This window comes from Arthrobacter sp. GW822-FHT05G07 (assembly GCF_058799755.1).
Genome location: NZ_JBXALT010000009.1, coordinates 159,535 through 175,370 on the forward strand (window position 1 = coordinate 159,535; position 15,836 = coordinate 175,370).

Genomic DNA, 15,836 nt, shown 5'->3' on the forward strand with positions numbered 1-15,836 from the left:
ACTTCTAGAGGGTGCCCGGGCGTTTGTCGTTGTTAACGGCAATATCCGGGTTCTTCTCCACTAGGCCGTCCTCGGCGGCGGCGTCTTCAACCTCGCCGGCGGTGCGGATGGGCTTGGCCCGCCCGGAGAAACGTTCGCGCATGGCTGCAGTGGCGGCGTCGCGCTGTTTCTGGAAGAACAGGTAGCTGATGGCGAAAGCAATCAGCCCCGCGAAGATGACCGCAAGGATCCAGCCGACCCCCAAAAAAGCGAACAGCACGAGCAACGGCGCGAACAGCGCCAGACGGATGAGGGAATACTTCAGGAAAGCCACCATCCAAGTTTAGCCGCCCGGATGGTTGCACTCTGATCACAGCCGGAAACGGGCGTCCAGTGTTTGGCTTCCGGCGACTAGACTTGGTGCATGCTCCGGGTTGTAGGCGTCGTCATAGTTCTAGTCATCTTTGTCTATGCCCTGGTGGACGTCATTCGCACCGACGGCCACCAAACACGCGGGATCTCCAAACCCGCGTGGATCATTGTGATGATCGTCCTGCCGTTGCTGGGCGCAATCCTCTGGTTCATCTTCGGCCGGCCTTACGGCAAGCCCACGGCCAAGCCCGTCCGCCGCCAGCCCACAGCCCCGGACGACGACCCCGAATTCCTCCGCAACCTGGAAACCCGGCGCCGCAACCAGGCCGAAGACGATCGCCTGAAGAAGCTCAAGGCGGACCATGAAGCCAAGGAACGCGAACTTAGGGACAAGCCAACCGACGGCAGCGGCGACGCAAAAAACAATGGCTTCAAAGCCGGCGACGTCAAGCGCACCGAGCCGGATCCCCATGACACCGACGAGCTGAAGTAGGGAAACATGGCCCAGCAAGCTGATGGATCACGGCAGTCACCTTCCTCCGCACCATCAGCCAGCGGGCCCACATCACCCTCCGCACCACCACCGCGACCAGGCATTTCCCTCTCCACTCCCCCGCCCATAGCGGCGGTTGTTCGGCCTCCCGGAGCCGCACGGTTGTCCCGCTCCCTGTGGGTGGCGAGCTTCGTGGCCGGAATCGCCGTAGTGGTGACAGGCTTTCTCGGCCGTGATTCCCACTTCGAACGCCTGAAGGGCGTCATCTCAGGCATGGTTCCCGACGGCGACGCCGACGCTCTGGAGGGGGCCACCGCCGTCGTGTTCCTTGGCAGCCTCACCATGCTTGCGCTGGTGGTGGCCATGGAAGCGATCCTGCTGGCGGTCCTGTTCAGACGCCGCATCTGGGCTCGCTGGGCACTGGCCCCGTTGGTCCTCCTGCATGCGGTAGTCACGGTCATCACTGCCGACTTTGTGGTGACCCCAGGCACGGACGGGACCCTGACCATAGTGCTGTTGGCGGCCCAGTTCATCTTGGCGGCGGCCGGCCTGATCCTGCTGTTCCTCCCGTCAACCACCAACTGGTTGCTCAGCGAACGGCGGGGATAGCGGCCAACATCCCTTCGCAACTACGGACCACCACGCGGCAAGCGTCCAGTGCGGCCGGCTCAGTGAGCGGGTTTTCCGCGATCAACCGCCAACGGTTCAGGCCGTTTCGTGCCGCCTCACTGATCTGCTCCGGGCTTGCCCCCGGATCCAAGCCCAACCTCAGGGGAGGCGTGCTGCCGCGTCCACCTACCAGCTGCTCAGCTTCCGCGGACAGCTCCGGAGTCAGGCTTGAGCCCTCAGTCCGCAGGGTTGCCAGGAGTTTCAATTCCCGGAACTCGTGGGCGCCCGCCTGAAGTTTTTCCAAGTTAGCTTCGAGCAGCAGCGCGACGTCCCGTGGCGAATTGCGCAGCAAGGCTTCCAAACCCACAACGACGGCACGCGCCTTGAGTGCGTCCGCGCGCGTTTGGAACAAATAGGCGATGTTATCGAGCAGCTGGCCAAGGCCGCTGCGCCGTGAGAGCTCATGGGCCAGTTCCGTAGGATTGCTGATACCGCCCCGGATCAGGGCAACACCAAGGCGGATCCCGAACAGACCGAACCTCTCCACAAGGGACGTCTTTGCTGCCTGACCGAGTCCTTCGGGTTCGGTGGCGCGGACAAAGAGATCCGCTGACAGCATCAGCCTTTCCCTCTGTTTCCTGTCCATCTGCGCCAAAAGCTGCATGGCCTCGAAATCGCCTTGGCGCATGGTCCGCGAACTCTGCGCCAGCAAGCCGGCAACCGGGACGACGCCCAGGGCAAGGGGCCTGAGGTTCTGGTCCCGGCTGTATCGATCGGCGATCACTGCGGCGGAAATGAGGGAGTCGATTCTTCCTGCGCCGATCTCATCGGCGCGGGACAGGACGGCCAAGGCATTGACTGTCCCGGATTGGCCCGCGGCGGTGTCCTTGAAGGATTCCAGGAACCGGACATCGGAGGCGTGGAGATGCCGCATGAGATAGATGACGGCATCGGCGGCCATGGGGGCGTCTTCGGGGAGGAGAAATTCCGTAGACCGGCCTGACACGTCGTGGGACAGCGAGGCGATTCCCGGGGTATCGATCAGCGTCAGCTCCCGCAGGCTGGCCGTTGGCCAGTCCACCACCAGCCGTTCAACATCCTCGGCCCGGACCTGGCCCAAATTGAACACCAAGCGGCCATCTTCACGGGTGACGGGGAGTGCTTGCGGCTCCCCGATGATGGGATGGAGCGTGATCCTGGGCGTGTGTCCGTAGCGGTACCACGTAACAATCCGCGTGCATTCCCCGGCGTCAGTGGGCGCTATTTCCTCCCCGATGATCGCATTGAGAAGCGTTGATTTGCCGGCTTTCACCATCCCGGCCACGGCTATGCGCAAAGGCCCTTCCAGCCTGCCCTCGAGTTCGTCCACCACCGCGAGAGCCGCTGCGTCGCCGTGGAAGATCTCCCTTGCTTGCCGGAGCAGGTCCGAGGCTCCGGCAATGCCTGTGTCCATCATCCTGCCGGGATCGGCGAGGTCGCGGCGCCGGGGAGGGAGGTGGTGCCGGGCTGGGATCCAGTGTCGGGCCGGGAGACGGGCGGCTCTTCGAGCAGCTGCTGAGCGGACTTGGCCAGGGCGTCAACGGCTTTGAGCTGGTTCCGTATCTCTTTGATTCTCATGTCCCGCTCCACCGCGTACGTAGCTGCCGCTTTCTGCGCGGCCGCCACGGATTCCGTCAGGGAACGGTGGTGCTCCTCGGCAATCTCCGTGAAGTGGTCCCGCGTGGCCCGCTGGACCAACCGCAGCCTGTCCTTGAGCTGTTTGCCCACTTGGAACACCACATCATCCACGTGCTTTCGGACCAGGACTTTGGCTTCTGATTGCCGTTGCTTGAGTCGGGCCTCTTTGTCTTCCCTGAATGCTTTGCGTCCCAACATCAGGCCTGCTCCAACGGACAGCGGGTTGATGAGGGCCATACCGAAAATGCCGGTCAGCAGGCCAAACATCAGCACTCCGCCGTAGGACCCCCGCATCCCTATCAGCACCTTCTGCAGAGGCCCCAGCCGGCCGTCTTCCATGTGCTGAATATCGGCCACGGGGTCCAGCACGCCGCCGGTATCGGACACTTTCAATGCGGGGAGGGCCACCTCCTCTTCTGAGAAGTGCTCCGCAACCTGTGTGGCCAACCATTGAGCACGCTCGCTGGTCCACACGAAAGTATCTGAAACCGCTGCCGCCGTGCTCTGTTCCAGCCATTGCGTGAACTGCTCCCACGCGGGTCCAGGATCGCCTTGCTCAATGGCTGTTTCGGCCTCGCGTTGAATCCTGCGTAGCCGGTCCCTCAGGTCGTACTCCATGTCGGCGATCAGGTCACCGATGCCATCGTTGAGCGTTATCTGCCACCGCGCGGAGCGTTTGCGCAGCGCATCGGCATCCTCCTTGGCCGCATTCAGGCCGGCGATCATCTGCGGAGTTCCTGCCGGATTTTCCAAGGCTCCAAGTTCCGACTGCAGGGCGAGCCTGAGGTTATCGGTGACGGACAAGAGGTCGTTGCTCACGGATCTGCGTTGCATTCTGGCCGCCCCGCCCACAATGTTGTTCCGCACATGGCCGATCAACGCCGGGAACCCTGATTCGGCGTTCAGTTCCGGGTCCTGCAGCCGCGCCGCATGCAGACGAAGTTCCGAGGACACCGGAAACAGCGGAATATCGGGCCCGACGTCAGCCAGGTGCCTTTGATCCAGGTCCGCGATCTGGCGCCACGCGGGGTAAAGGTCCGTTTTGGACAATACGCACAGGACGTTCGGGCTGATGCGCATCGCCTGACGCAGAAACCGCATTTCCGGCTCGGTGAACTCCTGGGAAGCATCGGAGACGAACACCATGGCGTGCGCCGAGGGCAGCGCAGTCAAGGTGGTCAGTGTGTGTGTTGAGCCCAGGCCGCCAACGCCCGGAGAGTCCACGATTGTCAGGCCCCCGGACAACAGTTTCCGGGGCAGGGAAACCTCGGCTGCCACGATGTTCTTCGTGTTGCCCGGGTTGCCCTTTTCGGAAACGTATTCCGCGAGTTGTTCCAGCTGCACGGGTTGCCGTTCCAAGCCGTTCTCGGATCCGCCGGTCTCACCTTCAGCCTCGGGTCCGGTACCGTCCTTCCTGGGAACCAGGACAACGGCCGACGCCGGGTCCCCCTGCCGTACGACGGTAGGGACGGAGGTGGCGATGTCGTCATCAACGGGGCAGACCGGTGCGTTCACCAAGGCGTTGATGAGCTGGCTCTTTCCCTGCTTGAACTCACCCACCACGATCACCCGAACGCTTGGATCCCGCAGGCGGTTGAGGGTGTTTTCCAATCGGCGACGGAGGTCGTTCCGGTCCCCCACCAGCGCCATGCCCTGCTCCGCCAAGGTGGTCATGCGTCCTGTTTCCGCCACGGTCTGTCCTTTGCTCTGCCAGCCTCGCCGATGAGGCCACGAAGTGCCCGGCAGACGGTTTGCCGCCTGCCGGGCACTGCTGGGGGTAACGCGTTGTGCTTCTTGTTGTTACATCGTGTGGAACTCGTTGGTGCTAGTCGATTTCCACATCGTTCTTGGCGACGACGATCGAATCGTCGATGTCGTTGTACTCCACATCCACGTCGAGTTCGTTGTCGGCGATGACCGTGTTGTCCTCCACGTTGGTGTATTCAACATCCAACTCGTTGTCTTGGACAACCGTGGAATCGTAGTTGACCTGGACGTCTTCGACATCGATTTCCTTGGAGTTGTCGATCTCCAGTTCGTTGTCCTGGATCACCGTGGAGTCGTAGTTGACCTGCACGTCTTCCAATTCCACGTTGGTGGAGTGATCGTTGGTGTACTCCAGATCCACCTCGTTGTCCTTGATGATGGTGGAGTTCTCGATGTTCGTGTACTCCACGTCCACGTCGCCGACTTCCAGTTCGGTCTCGTTGTTGTAGGAGTCCTTGTTGAACGAATCCGTGTTGTGGATATTGGTGTGCGAATTGTCCACCGAGTTGTCCTCGTTGAAGGAGTCCTCGATGTCCACGTCAACGTCGACGTCCGTGTTGTAGGAGTCCTTGGTCACGGAGTTATCGGAGTTGTCGTTGAACGAATCCTTGATCTCGATGTCCGTGTTGCCGACCTCAACGTCGCCAGGGCCCGATTCATTGATGTTGAACGAATGATCGTCGGTGTTCGTCGTTGTTGTAGTGGTTGTTGTAGTGGTGTTGCCGGAATCCCGAACATCGTCCCCGGCTGCAATTGCACCATCGCCGGAAGCAATGACGGCCTCATTGTCGAACAACTGGACTACGTCACCGTCGGCCCAGATGTTCTGGTTGACCGACTGGTCAGTAATCGTGTCGCGGTCGTCGATCGTGGTGGTGTACGAGTAGTTGTTTACTACGTGGACCAGCTGCTGGACGGCATGTGCATGGTCGTCCCAGTCACCGCCACCGCCGCCGCCGTGGCCGCCGCCGTCATGATCGTCGTCGTCATGGCCACCCCAGCCACCACCGCCACCGCCGTGTCCGCCACCGTCATGATCGTCGTCGTCATGGCCACCCCAGCCACCACCGCCACCGCCGTGTCCGCCACCGCCATGATCGTCGTCGTCATGGCCACCCCAGCCACCACCGCCACCGCCGTGGCCGCCACCGTCATGATCATCGTCGTCACGGCCACCCCAGCCACCCGTCGATGCGTGGTTGCCGCCGGTGTTGTATTCGCGGTCGAAGGACGAGCGGGCGTTGATGGGTGCGTAGTCGAGGACCACCGGGCGAACGGCGTCGACGTCGGCCGAAGAGACGTCACGGAGGCCGGCCGCTGCGAGCGCTGCTTCGGGATCCCGTACGAATTCTTCGGCTGCTTCAGGATCGTTGAACAGGCTCATCAGGAACTGCACGAGCTGTTGTGCGAGTGTAGGCATTGGAGTGCTCCCTCAAATTCTGTGATGGATAATGATTCGCCCGGCGCCTTTGCCGGGCTTGAATCCAAACTATTGCCGCGGTTGGGGACCGGGCATCGGGGGTGGTCCCCCTACCGGCTGCCTCACCGTTAGGGGATGGTGTGGTTTTGCGTTAGGGGGTGGAGGGGGTTGCCGCTACGGAGGCGGGTACCCCTCCCCCAACGCCAGGCGGAGACGGACCAGGAGTTCAGAGCGGTTTTCGGCGCCCAGGCGCCGGCGCATGCGTGCCACGTGGTGTTCTGCCGTGCGGGGCGAAATGTAGATGGCCTCGCCGATTTCCCGGTAGGTCTTGCCCTCCAGGATGAGCCGGGCCACTTCCCGTTCCCTGGCGCTAAGCCCTGAAGAATCAGGGTTCCCGGGACTACCCCCGTTGTCCATGACGGGCGGGGCGACGACGGCGGTGTGGACATCCTCCTGCCGCTCTGAAGCTCCGCCGGACGGAGCCGAACTCTGGGGATGGATGTCCCTGGCGCAAGCCAGCAGTTTCACCATGTCGCGCCGTTCGTCCGCATGCGCTGCGGCGTGGCCCGCCAAACGCGCGCCTTCCCAGGGCATCCCGACGGCGGCCAACCCGCGGGCCGCTGTTTCGACGTCGCACGCTTCGAAGCGGCCAGCCAGGACAGACACCCAGGCCTTGCCTCCAGCGGCGAGCACGGACGCCAGATGGCTGTGTTCCGATGCCCGCACCAAGGCTGCCGCGTGCGGTGCAAGACCGGCCGGGTCCTCGCTCAGCAACGCCGCCTGCACGGCCGCCCAGTGCAGCGGCACTGACCACAAGGGCGGGTTGCCCAGCCTTCCCAGCAAGTCCCAAGCACCCTCCACATAATGCGAAACTCTCCTGGATTCCCGCAATCGCGCCGCGGTGATCATCAATTCACCCCACGGCAGAAGGCTGTAGAGATCCACGGAGACGTGCATCATCGCTTCGCGGGCCTTGTCCCACGCCAGCACAAGCTCGTGCACGTCGCTGCCCCGCCGGGCCAGGCCCACGTCCAAGGCCGCCAATAAGAATTCATCCCGGGGCGCCAAGGGCCAGTGGTTGGCCTTGACGGCCTCGTTGATGGCCAGGCGTGCTTCGTCGGCGTTGTCCTGCTGCATGGAAGACCATGCCCGCAGCAGGAACAGCCGGGGACGGGCAGCATCGCCGCCTTGGCCTCCAGCCAGCGCGGCTTTGAGCACTGTGTCCGCTACCCCCGGTTCCCCGCTGTGCAGGGCGCATACGGCGGCCAGCGCGCTGGGTGTCTCCGGCAAGGGGATCGAGGTACCTGCCGCGTTCATCATGTCCGAGGCCCTAATGAGTTCAGGCAGCGCAAGTTCGGGTGCGGGCCCCAAGGTTTGGCGCAGCCCTTCCTGCGTCAGTGACAAAGCCACTGCCAGGAGCGTCGGCGAACCACTCGGCGGAGCAACTGCCAGCAACTCTTCGGCACCCACAGAATTTCCCGAACCGATCATGGCCACCGCAGCGAGCGGGGCCGAACCGTCGATCCTGTCTGATCCCAGCCAGCTGTAAGTATCGGCGCTCCGAGACAACATTCCACGCTGCGCCCAGACCGCGGCCGCCACATCCACTCCCAGGCGAAGGTCGGGCGGCTCAGGCATCGCGAGGAGTCGATCCACGATCCTGCCTGCGGAGTCCAGGTCACCGGTGGCCGCGGTGGCCTGGGCGCGCCTGGCAGCTGTGGCCAGTTCTGTTCCCCCTGCCATGAGGGCTTCGGAGTAGAGCTCGGCGGCCTGTGCTGGGTCGGTTTCCAGTACAGCGTCCGCGGACCGTTCGAGCTCAGCCACAACACGGGGGTTTTTGAACCCACTCCTCGCAAGGTCCCGGGCTAACTCCCCCAACGCCTGACCCTCCTGGAGAGTCTTGTCCACCAGTTCTTTCTGAAGCGCGCGGATGCGGGCAGTGGGTGTTCCCTTCAGCAGGGCGTACCGTGCAGTACCCACCACGGACCCGTCCGGTGAGAGCAGCCCGGCATCCTTGGCTGCGGCAATGATCGAGTCCAGCCCTCCATGGTCCACCAGGTGGTGGTCTCCCAGGCTGTCAGGCAGGGGCGACGGGATGGAGAACCCCACGGACAATGCCAAGAGCAGCTCGCGGACTGCCGCAGTCGCGCCCGTCAGCGTGGGAGCAATATCTGTGCCCCGGGTCTCTGTGGTCTGGTTCAGGGGGTGATCGTCTGCCGCGGGCCGAAAGTGCCCGGGCGTATGGTCCTGTCCCGTCATGGGTTAGACCGCCGAGAGCAGCGCTGGATCCGGAGTAGGGCTGGTTTCCGCTGGTGAAGGTGCAGGGTCCGGGGTGACCGGCGGTGCGGTCTCCTGCGGCAGAGTTGGTTCCGGTGACGGCGGCGGAGGGTCCTGGACCACTGTGGGCTCGGGCTGCGGTGCAGGGGGTTCCGGCGATGGTGGTGGAGTAACTGGATCTGCCGGAGTGGTAGGCGGTGTTGTTGGCTCGATGACCGGTGGCGTCGTGGGCTCAACCACCACCGGTGGTGTGGTGGGAGGCGGAGTGCTCGGATCGGGTGTTGGTCCGCTCGCGGCACCTCCTGTGGGATCAGGGGCCGGGGTTGTTGGCGGCGTCTGCGTGCCTGGAGTCTGCGTGCCTGGGGCCTGGGTGCCCGGCGCGGTGGTCCCCGTTCCCGGGGCGGCCGGCGCGGTGGTGCCCCCTGTCCCGCCGGCGACTGTACCAGCGGTGGTGCCGCCAGCGCCCGCCCCTGCAGTGTTCCCTGAACCGGTGCTCGCGCTGCCTGTCCCCGCGTTCGCTGCACCCGAATTCGTTGTTCCTTGCCTGACCGGAGCCCGTCCGTTGGATCCAGCCCTCGTGACCCCGGCCTTGGCGCTCGCTTCGAGCCCCGCAGCCGGTCCTCCCATCACGGGCGCCGAACCGGCGGCGCCTCCTGCAGCGCTGCCGCCCTGCGCACCGGAAGCCTGCGCACCGGAAGCTTGCGCACCGCCGTCGCGCATGACATCGGCCGCTTGGTTTCCGAACACGGTTGCCAGCAGTCCGGTGCCTTCGGGGCTCTGTGCTGCCGTGGCGGTGGCGATGGTCAGCGCGGTTGCGGCCGCAGCGGCTGCTGCTGCCATGCGGACCCGGGGCCGTGGGGCGTGCCGACCGGGCTTGGCCGACGCCGCCTTGGGGTGGCTGAATGCCGGAACCCGGCCCGGGACGTGCGGCCTCCCGCCAGCAACGGAATCCTTGGACGCGGAAGCCAGGGTTGGAGCGCCGGCCGCGGCATCCACGGCACCCGCCCCGCTGGAACGCAGACCAGCTACGGCAGCACCAAGGCAAATGGACGATTTGGGATCGGCGTCCACGGCTATGGGACGGTCCAGTTCCACGGAAATCAGCTCCGCCACGAGTGGAATCCGGGACGATCCGCCGATCAGCAGCACGGCGCTCAGGTCCTGGGCTCCAAGGTTGATGCTCCCCAGGCTGCGTTCAAGGGCGTCCACTGTGTCCCGGACCGGGGCCTCGATCATCGCCTCGAACTCGGAACGGACCAGCCTCACGGACAGCTGGGTGCCGGGCAGGGAGACAGCAACGCTGGCTTCGCTGTCCAGGGACAGCGCTTCCTTGGCTTCCCGGCATTCCCGCCGCAACCTGGACAGGGCGGCCAACGTCCCGGGAGAACCCGGATCCATCACCGCAGCGTCACCAACATGACCCATCACGTGGCGCAGGACGGCGGCGTCGAAATCGGCGCCGCCAAGGGTTTCAATGCCGTCCGGACGGCCCAGTAGTTCAAAGTTCCCGGCTCCGGCCTTGCGCAGGACGGCGGTGTCGAAAGTACCGCCGCCCAGGTCATACACCGCGATGATGCTGCCGTCCTCAACACGCGTTTGGGAGGCGTAATGAAGGGCCGCCGCTTCCGGCTCGCTGATCAGGGTGATGTCCTGCAGACCCGCCATGTTGAGCGCTGCCAGGACCAGGGAAGTGCGGTGCTGCCCCCATGCTGCGGGGTACGTCATGATGATCGACGACGGCGCGCTTCCCTCGCGCTCTTCGGCCTTGTCCACCACCCAACGGGCCATGGTGGCATACACGTCTTCTGGGGCCAGCCAGCTCTCACCGACAGCGAGGGGAACGGAGTCACCTATCCGGCGTTTGAACTCCCGCACCATGCGCTGGGGGTCGTCCAAGCCGCGACGTTCGGCCGCTTCGCCAACCAGGATCCTGCCGTCGTCGGCATAAAACAGCACCGAGGGCACGGCGCTGCCGTGCAATCCCAGCGAAAGAATTTCAGGGGTCGGAGCGGGTCCTTGCTGGGGTTTAACAAGGGCTGCGGCTGTAAAACTTGTCCCGACGTCAATGGCGAGAACATAGCTCATGGTTACCTCGAAAAGGTCACGGCGCGTCGCTAGCGGTCTGCATCACAAGCGGGTCCTGATCAAGTTAGCACCTGCCTTCACAGGGCAAAAGGGCTAATTGCTACACCGAATTGTCATTGTCGAGGCGTGAGTATGAGCTTGGGAAGTAACGCCCCTGCTCAGGGCGGGATCTGGAACTAAAGTCCCGAATAAGAATGCAAGCCGTTGAAAACAGTGTTCACGAGTGTGAAGTTGATGATGACGCAGGCGTAGCCAACGATCGACAACCACGCTGCACGGGTTCCAGTCCAACCTCGTGTGGCCCGGGCGTGGAGGTAGCCCGCATAGACCACCCAGATCACAAAGGTCCACACTTCCTTGGGGTCCCAACCCCAAAAACGGCCCCACGCCTTTTCGGCCCAGATGGCACCGAACATGAGGGTGAACGTCCAACCGATGAAGGCGATGGCATTGATTCGGTAGGACAGGTTTTCCAAGCTCAGCGCATTCGGAACCAAGCGCATGAAGCCCAGGTTGTCAGTCCGGCCCGCAGCCAGGTTCTTCTGGCGGTGCGACTGCAGCAATTGCAGCACAGACATGGCGAAGGTCAGCGTGAACAGGGCTGATGACAAAACCGCGATGGAAACGTGGATGATCAACCAGTAGCTCTGCAGGGCCGGAACCAAGTGCCCCACCGGAGTCCAGAAAGCAGCGGACGCGGCCACCAGCATGATGATGGCCAGCCCGATCACGAACGTGCCCAGGAAGCGCAGATCCCTGCGGATGAGGACCACCAGGAAGACGGCCACAGCAACAAAAGCACCTGTGGTGAGGAACTCGTACATGTTTCCCCACGGCACGCGGCCCGCACCGAAAGCACGGGTAACCACGCCTGCGCCGTGGATGAGGACGCCCAAAACCGTCAGCGCCACGGCCACCCGGGCAGGTGCGCGGCGTTCGCCCGCGTACTTCATGTCACCTGCGGCGGTACCGCCCTCAACGGTGAGGCCCGACGTCGGACGCTCGGCACGGCCAGCCGGCCCACCGGCGTCGGGACCTCCCAAGCCACTGGCGACCCGGCCTGCAGCCACCGTGACCTTCTCGCCGGCGGTGTTTGCCGCGGCCTTCTGGTCCACTGCACGGAGCATTTTGCTGCTCTTCGCCAGGTCCCAGGCAAAGGCGATGAACGCCACGGTGTACGTGCCGGCGGCCAACAGCATGAACAGCTCGCTGTACTGGCCCAGGGTTTCGTTGATGACGGGCATTACTGGTCCTTCGAGGTTGAGGAAGAGACTGCTGTTGTTGCGGCGGTATCAGGAATGTTCCATTCCCGGGCCAAGATCTCGCGGAGGGCTGCTGCTTCGCCGGCCAGGCGGTGGTCTTCACCACGTGCCAGCAGGCCGTACTCCACCATGGTGCGGCCGTCCGCGTGGGTTCCGGTGCGGACCCACACGCGGCGGCGGTTAATGTACAGCGACATGACCAGACCGGCCACCGCAAGGAAACCGAAGATCAACGCGTACAGCTGGCCCGGGTTGTGGTGGATGTCTACGCCGATGTATTTCTTGACGCCATCGAACGTGATGCTGCCCTTGCCTTCGGGCAAGTCGACTGTGGCGCCCGGGGTCAGGGTGATACCCCCGGCGGCGAGGTCGCGGCCGTTGAGCTGCGTCAAGTCTTTGACGTCCAGTTCGAACACGTTCTGGGGCACGCCCTTGTCCAGTCCGAGGTCGCCGTAGAACGAGTTCAGGCTCAGCTGGGGGTTGATCAGTTCCGGGGCGCCGCTGAAGGAAATGCCGTCCTCGGTGACGAACGCCGTGGGAAGGAAGAAGCCAACAAAGCCGAGCTGTTCCGGCTTGGCGTCCGGGACCTTGATGACCACGGAGGAATAGTAGTTGTCGCCTTGGACCTTGGCCGTTACGGGACCTTGGAAGGCAATATTGCCTTCGCCGTCGCGGACCGTGACCAAGGGTGCGTAGCCGTTTCCTGTGAGGTAGAGGCTTGTACCTCCGAGGGAAACGGGGTCGTTGACCTTGAGCGTTTCCTTCTTGCCCGGCGAATCCGGAGTTTCCTTGGTGGTCACTTCTGCGGTGTAGTCGATGGGTTGCCCGGCCTTGCCCGGCGATTCGCGGTCGAACCTGGCCTCGAACTTATCCAGTTGCATCGAGTACGGCTGGAGCGAACTGCTCTGGAAGTTGGTACCCGGCGTGAATTGGTCGTAGCCCACCAAGGTGTTGACGAACGTTTCGCCCTCCACCAAGATCCGCTGGCCGCTGTATCCGTAAAGCCCACCGATGGCCACAGACACCAGCACCCCGATCAAGGACGTGTGGAACACCAGGTTGCCCACTTCCTTCAGGAAGCCGCGTTCTGCACCCAAGGACGGCAGGGCGTCGTCGACGTCCCTGACCTCCACGCGGTAGCCGCGCTTCTTGAGCAGCCCGGCGGCATCGTTGATGGCCTTCGAGGCCGGGATCCCGGCGTCGGCGGGTATGGCCAAGGTGCCGTACTCAGGCAGGCGCGACAGGCGCTTGGGGGTGCGCGGCGGCTGCGACTTCATGGCTTTGTAATGGGCGATGGCACGCGGTGTGACGCAGCCAATCAGGGAGACAAACAGCAGGATGTAGATGGCCGAGAACCAGGCCGACGAGTAGACGTCGTACAGCTGCAAGGCATCCAGAAGCTCGCCGTAAGAAGGGTTGTCCTTGATGTACTGCGTGACCACTGACGGGTTGGCAGGCCGCTGCGGGAACAGGGAACCCGGCACGGCGCCCACTGCGAGCAGGAGCAGCAGGAAGAGGGCCGTGCGCATGCTGGTCAGCTGGGTCCAGGCCCACCGCAGCATGCCTTTTAAACCGAGCGCGGGCAGGGCTGCCTCGGACTTGGCCTGCTGGAGTTTTCCGTCCGCTGTGTTTTCAGCGGCTGGTGACTTCTTCTTGGCTTTCACGGACTCGCTCATCAGATTGGCAACTTCACATCGTTTTGGAACCAGTACTGCAACTCGGTCACCCAGGTTCCCCACACACCGGTGGCCATCAGAATGCCGAGCAAAATCAGGATGCCCCCGCCGATCCGCTGGATGGCCAGCCGATGCTTGCGGAAGAAGGACATGACGCCCATGCCCCGGCGGACGGCCAAAGCAATCAGGAGGAATGGAATGCCAAGGCCCAGGCTGTAAACGAACGCCAGGAGTGCTCCCTTGGCCGCCGACGAACCGCCGGACAGGCTCAGCAACTGTACCGCGGAGTACGTGGGACCAATACAGGGCGCCCAGCCGAGGCCGAACGTGAGTCCCAGAAGCGGCGCACCCCACAGGCCTGCGGGCGGTTTGGCGTGGATCTTCGCGTCACGCTGAAGCCAGCCGAAGCCGCCCATGAACACCACGCCCATGATGATCACCAGGATGCCCAACAGCTGCGTGATCCAGGCATTTTGCGGACCCGTCAGCAACGTCCCAAGCTGGCCGAAGGCACCGCCCAGGAGGACGAAAATCACCGAGAAGCCCAAGACAAACAGTCCGATGCCGGCCAGCATGCGGCCCCGCCGCTGCTTCTGGAGGTCGACGCCCGTCAGTCCCGTGACGTATCCCAGGTAACCGGGGACCAGCGGCAGCACGCAAGGCGAAAGGAACGAGACCAGTCCGGCCAGCAACGCCACCGGCACAGCCAGCAGCAGTGATCCGTTGAGGATCGTCTCGGCGAAAGGACTGTTCATGGGTGCTACTCGGCCACTGCGGAGGTGATGAGGGCTTTCAGGGTGCTCTTCTCGATCTCGCCGAGCACGCGCGAGGCAACCTTGCCTTCCTTGTCCAGGACCAAGGTGGTGGGAACTGCTCCCGGGGGCACAATGCCGGACACGGACAGCAGCACAGCCCCGTCCTTGTCATTGAAGCTCGGGTAGGTGATGTTGAAGGTCTTGTCGAACGCCTCAGCGGTGGCTTGTTCGTCGCGCAGGTTAACGCCGAAGAACTGGACTCCCTGGTCCTTGAAGTCCTGGTGCAGGGCTTCAAGCTGGGGGGCTTCGATGCGGCACGGAGCACATGCGGCAAACCAGAAGTTCAGGACAGTGACTTTGCCCTGCAGGTCCTCCGGCTTTACGGTCTGCCCATTAAACAGAGTGCCCTTGAGCGCCACGGGGGCTGCACGATCTGCCTTGGCGAACTCCGTCACCGAACCATCGCCGGCCACGTAGTTCTTGTTGTCGCCAGCCTTGGCTTGCTTTGCAAGGGAGTCTTCCTGGGCACACGCGGACAGGCCCATGGTCAGTCCTGCGAGGAGGACACCGCCGGCGGTCAGCACGCCGCGGCGCGAAAGATTGTTGTCCATGCTCTATGCCCCCGGGGTGCTCGCCGCGCCGGGGAGCAGAACGGCAGCAGGCTCGGTGTATTCGACGCGCACGATCTTGCCGTCGTCGTCCAAAGTCAAGGATGTCAGGGAGGTGAGGGTGCACTCACGCTTGCGGGGATCGTGCGCGAGGCGGCGGCCCTCAGCGGTCAAACGGGTTGACCAAATGGGAAGTTGGTGGCTCACCAGAATGGCTTCAGCGCCGTCGCCACCGAGCTCGATCGCCTTCACCCGTGCGTCTTCCACAGCCGCCAGAACGCGGGCCGCCTGCTCTTTATAGGGCTCGCCCCAGGAAGGCCGCAGGGGATTCCTGAAGTAGAACCAGTGCTTGGGCTTGAGGAACTCGCTCTTGGTGGGATGGAGTCCCTCAAAGTGGTTCTCGGCTTCGATGATGCGAGGATCCGTGGTGATGTCCAGGTTCAGCGCCTCGGATGTCGGCATGGCTGTTTCCTGGGCGCGGGTCAGCGGCGAGGCTACCAAATGCACAATCTTGGCACCTTCACTGGCGCGGGCCGTGAAGTGGTCCGCCAACATCCGGGCCATCTCCCGGCCACGCTCTGAGAGGTGGAATTCCGGCAGCCGGCCATAGAGGACGGCGCCGGGATTGTGGACCTCGCCATGGCGAAGCAGATGGACAGTTGCTTGGGGCATGTTTACCAGTTTCTCAAAGAAGCGGGGCGATCCGAAATCTTCTACCGCTAGTAGAACTCAAAGTTTTCCCGAAATGTTCCGTGGAGTTGGAATAAAAGATGCATATGCATGTTTATACTGGGTACGAAGCTCGGTTGACGCTTCAAGCAATGAGCTCGACCGGGCAAGCACGCAGTACCCACCA

General features: G+C 63.4%; 13 protein-coding genes. 2 read left to right on the plus strand and 11 right to left on the minus strand.

The genetic code is table 11. The features are described 5' to 3' along the window. Positions 1-4: 4 nt before the first annotated feature. Positions 5-316 carry a DUF4229 domain-containing protein gene (locus AC1RJY_RS16545; protein WP_011775902.1) on the minus strand — a complete coding sequence of 104 codons (312 nt, stop codon included), beginning with the start codon at positions 314-316 and terminating at the stop codon, positions 5-7. 87 nt (positions 317-403) lie between these two features. Between AC1RJY_RS16545 and AC1RJY_RS16550 the strand changes: the two genes are divergently transcribed. Beyond that, entirely contained in the window at positions 404-844 is a 441-nt protein-coding gene (locus AC1RJY_RS16550) for a PLD nuclease N-terminal domain-containing protein (RefSeq protein WP_014922629.1), read from the plus strand. Between the two features lie 6 nt (positions 845-850). Continuing rightward, complete coding sequence (locus AC1RJY_RS16555; protein WP_498602753.1) at positions 851-1,453, plus strand: hypothetical protein; 603 nt, start codon at positions 851-853, stop codon at positions 1,451-1,453. On the opposite strand, the gene AC1RJY_RS16560 is transcribed toward AC1RJY_RS16555, so the two are convergent. The 10 genes from AC1RJY_RS16560 to AC1RJY_RS16605 form a co-directional block, all read right to left on the minus strand. Beyond that, entirely contained in the window at positions 1,434-2,909 is a 1,476-nt protein-coding gene (locus AC1RJY_RS16560; protein ID WP_014922631.1) for a dynamin family protein, read from the minus strand. The two genes, AC1RJY_RS16555 and AC1RJY_RS16560, sit on opposite strands and share 20 nt — an antisense overlap. Continuing rightward, positions 2,906-4,822, minus strand: coding sequence for a dynamin family protein (locus AC1RJY_RS16565; RefSeq protein WP_210063376.1), 1,917 nt, complete (start codon positions 4,820-4,822; stop codon positions 2,906-2,908). Before AC1RJY_RS16565 ends, AC1RJY_RS16560 begins: the two co-directional genes overlap by 4 nt. Positions 4,823-4,955: 133 nt before the next feature. Then, positions 4,956-6,317 carry an IniB N-terminal domain-containing protein gene (locus AC1RJY_RS16570; RefSeq protein WP_498602754.1) on the minus strand — a complete coding sequence of 454 codons (1,362 nt, stop codon included), beginning with the start codon at positions 6,315-6,317 and terminating at the stop codon, positions 4,956-4,958. A 174-nt stretch (positions 6,318-6,491) separates the two neighbouring features. Then, the gene (locus AC1RJY_RS16575) at positions 6,492-8,576 is read right to left on the minus strand and encodes a LuxR C-terminal-related transcriptional regulator (protein ID WP_498602755.1); all 2,085 of its coding nucleotides are present in this window, start codon (positions 8,574-8,576) and stop codon (positions 6,492-6,494) included. Positions 8,577-8,579: 3 nt separating this feature from the next. Then, on the minus strand, positions 8,580-10,679 hold the full coding sequence (locus tag AC1RJY_RS16580; protein ID WP_498602756.1) for an Hsp70 family protein: 2,100 nt from the start codon (positions 10,677-10,679) through the stop codon (positions 8,580-8,582). A 176-nt stretch (positions 10,680-10,855) separates the two neighbouring features. Beyond that, positions 10,856-11,923 carry a c-type cytochrome biogenesis protein CcsB gene (gene ccsB, locus AC1RJY_RS16585; protein WP_210063372.1) on the minus strand — a complete coding sequence of 356 codons (1,068 nt, stop codon included), beginning with the start codon at positions 11,921-11,923 and terminating at the stop codon, positions 10,856-10,858. Continuing rightward, positions 11,923-13,617, minus strand: coding sequence for a cytochrome c biogenesis protein ResB (gene resB, locus AC1RJY_RS16590; protein WP_014922638.1), 1,695 nt, complete (start codon positions 13,615-13,617; stop codon positions 11,923-11,925). Before resB ends, ccsB begins: the two co-directional genes overlap by 1 nt. Then, positions 13,617-14,372, minus strand: coding sequence for a cytochrome c biogenesis CcdA family protein (locus AC1RJY_RS16595; protein WP_014922639.1), 756 nt, complete (start codon positions 14,370-14,372; stop codon positions 13,617-13,619). Before AC1RJY_RS16595 ends, resB begins: the two co-directional genes overlap by 1 nt. Positions 14,373-14,377: 5 nt before the next feature. Beyond that, positions 14,378-14,983, minus strand: coding sequence for a TlpA family protein disulfide reductase (locus AC1RJY_RS16600; protein WP_011775913.1), 606 nt, complete (start codon positions 14,981-14,983; stop codon positions 14,378-14,380). Between the two features lie 3 nt (positions 14,984-14,986). After that, positions 14,987-15,652, minus strand: coding sequence for a histidine phosphatase family protein (locus AC1RJY_RS16605; RefSeq protein WP_011775914.1), 666 nt, complete (start codon positions 15,650-15,652; stop codon positions 14,987-14,989). Between the last annotated feature and the right edge of the window lie 184 nt (positions 15,653-15,836).

Bases quoted from the DNA above. Each gene is read 5' to 3' on its own strand.
- AC1RJY_RS16555 (WP_498602753.1), top strand. From the start codon at position 851: ATGGCCCAGCAAGCTGATGGATCACGGCAGTCACCTTCCTCCGCACCA.
- AC1RJY_RS16605 (WP_011775914.1), bottom strand. From the start codon at position 15,652: ATGCCCCAAGCAACTGTCCATCTGCTTCGCCATGGCGAGGTCCACAAT.
- ccsB (WP_210063372.1), bottom strand. From the start codon at position 11,923: ATGCCCGTCATCAACGAAACCCTGGGCCAGTACAGCGAGCTGTTCATG.
- AC1RJY_RS16595 (WP_014922639.1), bottom strand. From the start codon at position 14,372: ATGAACAGTCCTTTCGCCGAGACGATCCTCAACGGATCACTGCTGCTG.
- AC1RJY_RS16560 (WP_014922631.1), bottom strand. From the start codon at position 2,909: ATGATGGACACAGGCATTGCCGGAGCCTCGGACCTGCTCCGGCAAGCA.
- AC1RJY_RS16545 (WP_011775902.1), bottom strand. From the start codon at position 316: ATGGTGGCTTTCCTGAAGTATTCCCTCATCCGTCTGGCGCTGTTCGCG.
- AC1RJY_RS16575 (WP_498602755.1), bottom strand. From the start codon at position 8,576: ATGACGGGACAGGACCATACGCCCGGGCACTTTCGGCCCGCGGCAGAC.
- AC1RJY_RS16600 (WP_011775913.1), bottom strand. From the start codon at position 14,983: ATGGACAACAATCTTTCGCGCCGCGGCGTGCTGACCGCCGGCGGTGTC.
- resB (WP_014922638.1), bottom strand. From the start codon at position 13,617: ATGAGCGAGTCCGTGAAAGCCAAGAAGAAGTCACCAGCCGCTGAAAAC.
- AC1RJY_RS16550 (WP_014922629.1), top strand. From the start codon at position 404: ATGCTCCGGGTTGTAGGCGTCGTCATAGTTCTAGTCATCTTTGTCTAT.
- AC1RJY_RS16580 (WP_498602756.1), bottom strand. From the start codon at position 10,679: ATGAGCTATGTTCTCGCCATTGACGTCGGGACAAGTTTTACAGCCGCA.
- AC1RJY_RS16570 (WP_498602754.1), bottom strand. From the start codon at position 6,317: ATGCCTACACTCGCACAACAGCTCGTGCAGTTCCTGATGAGCCTGTTC.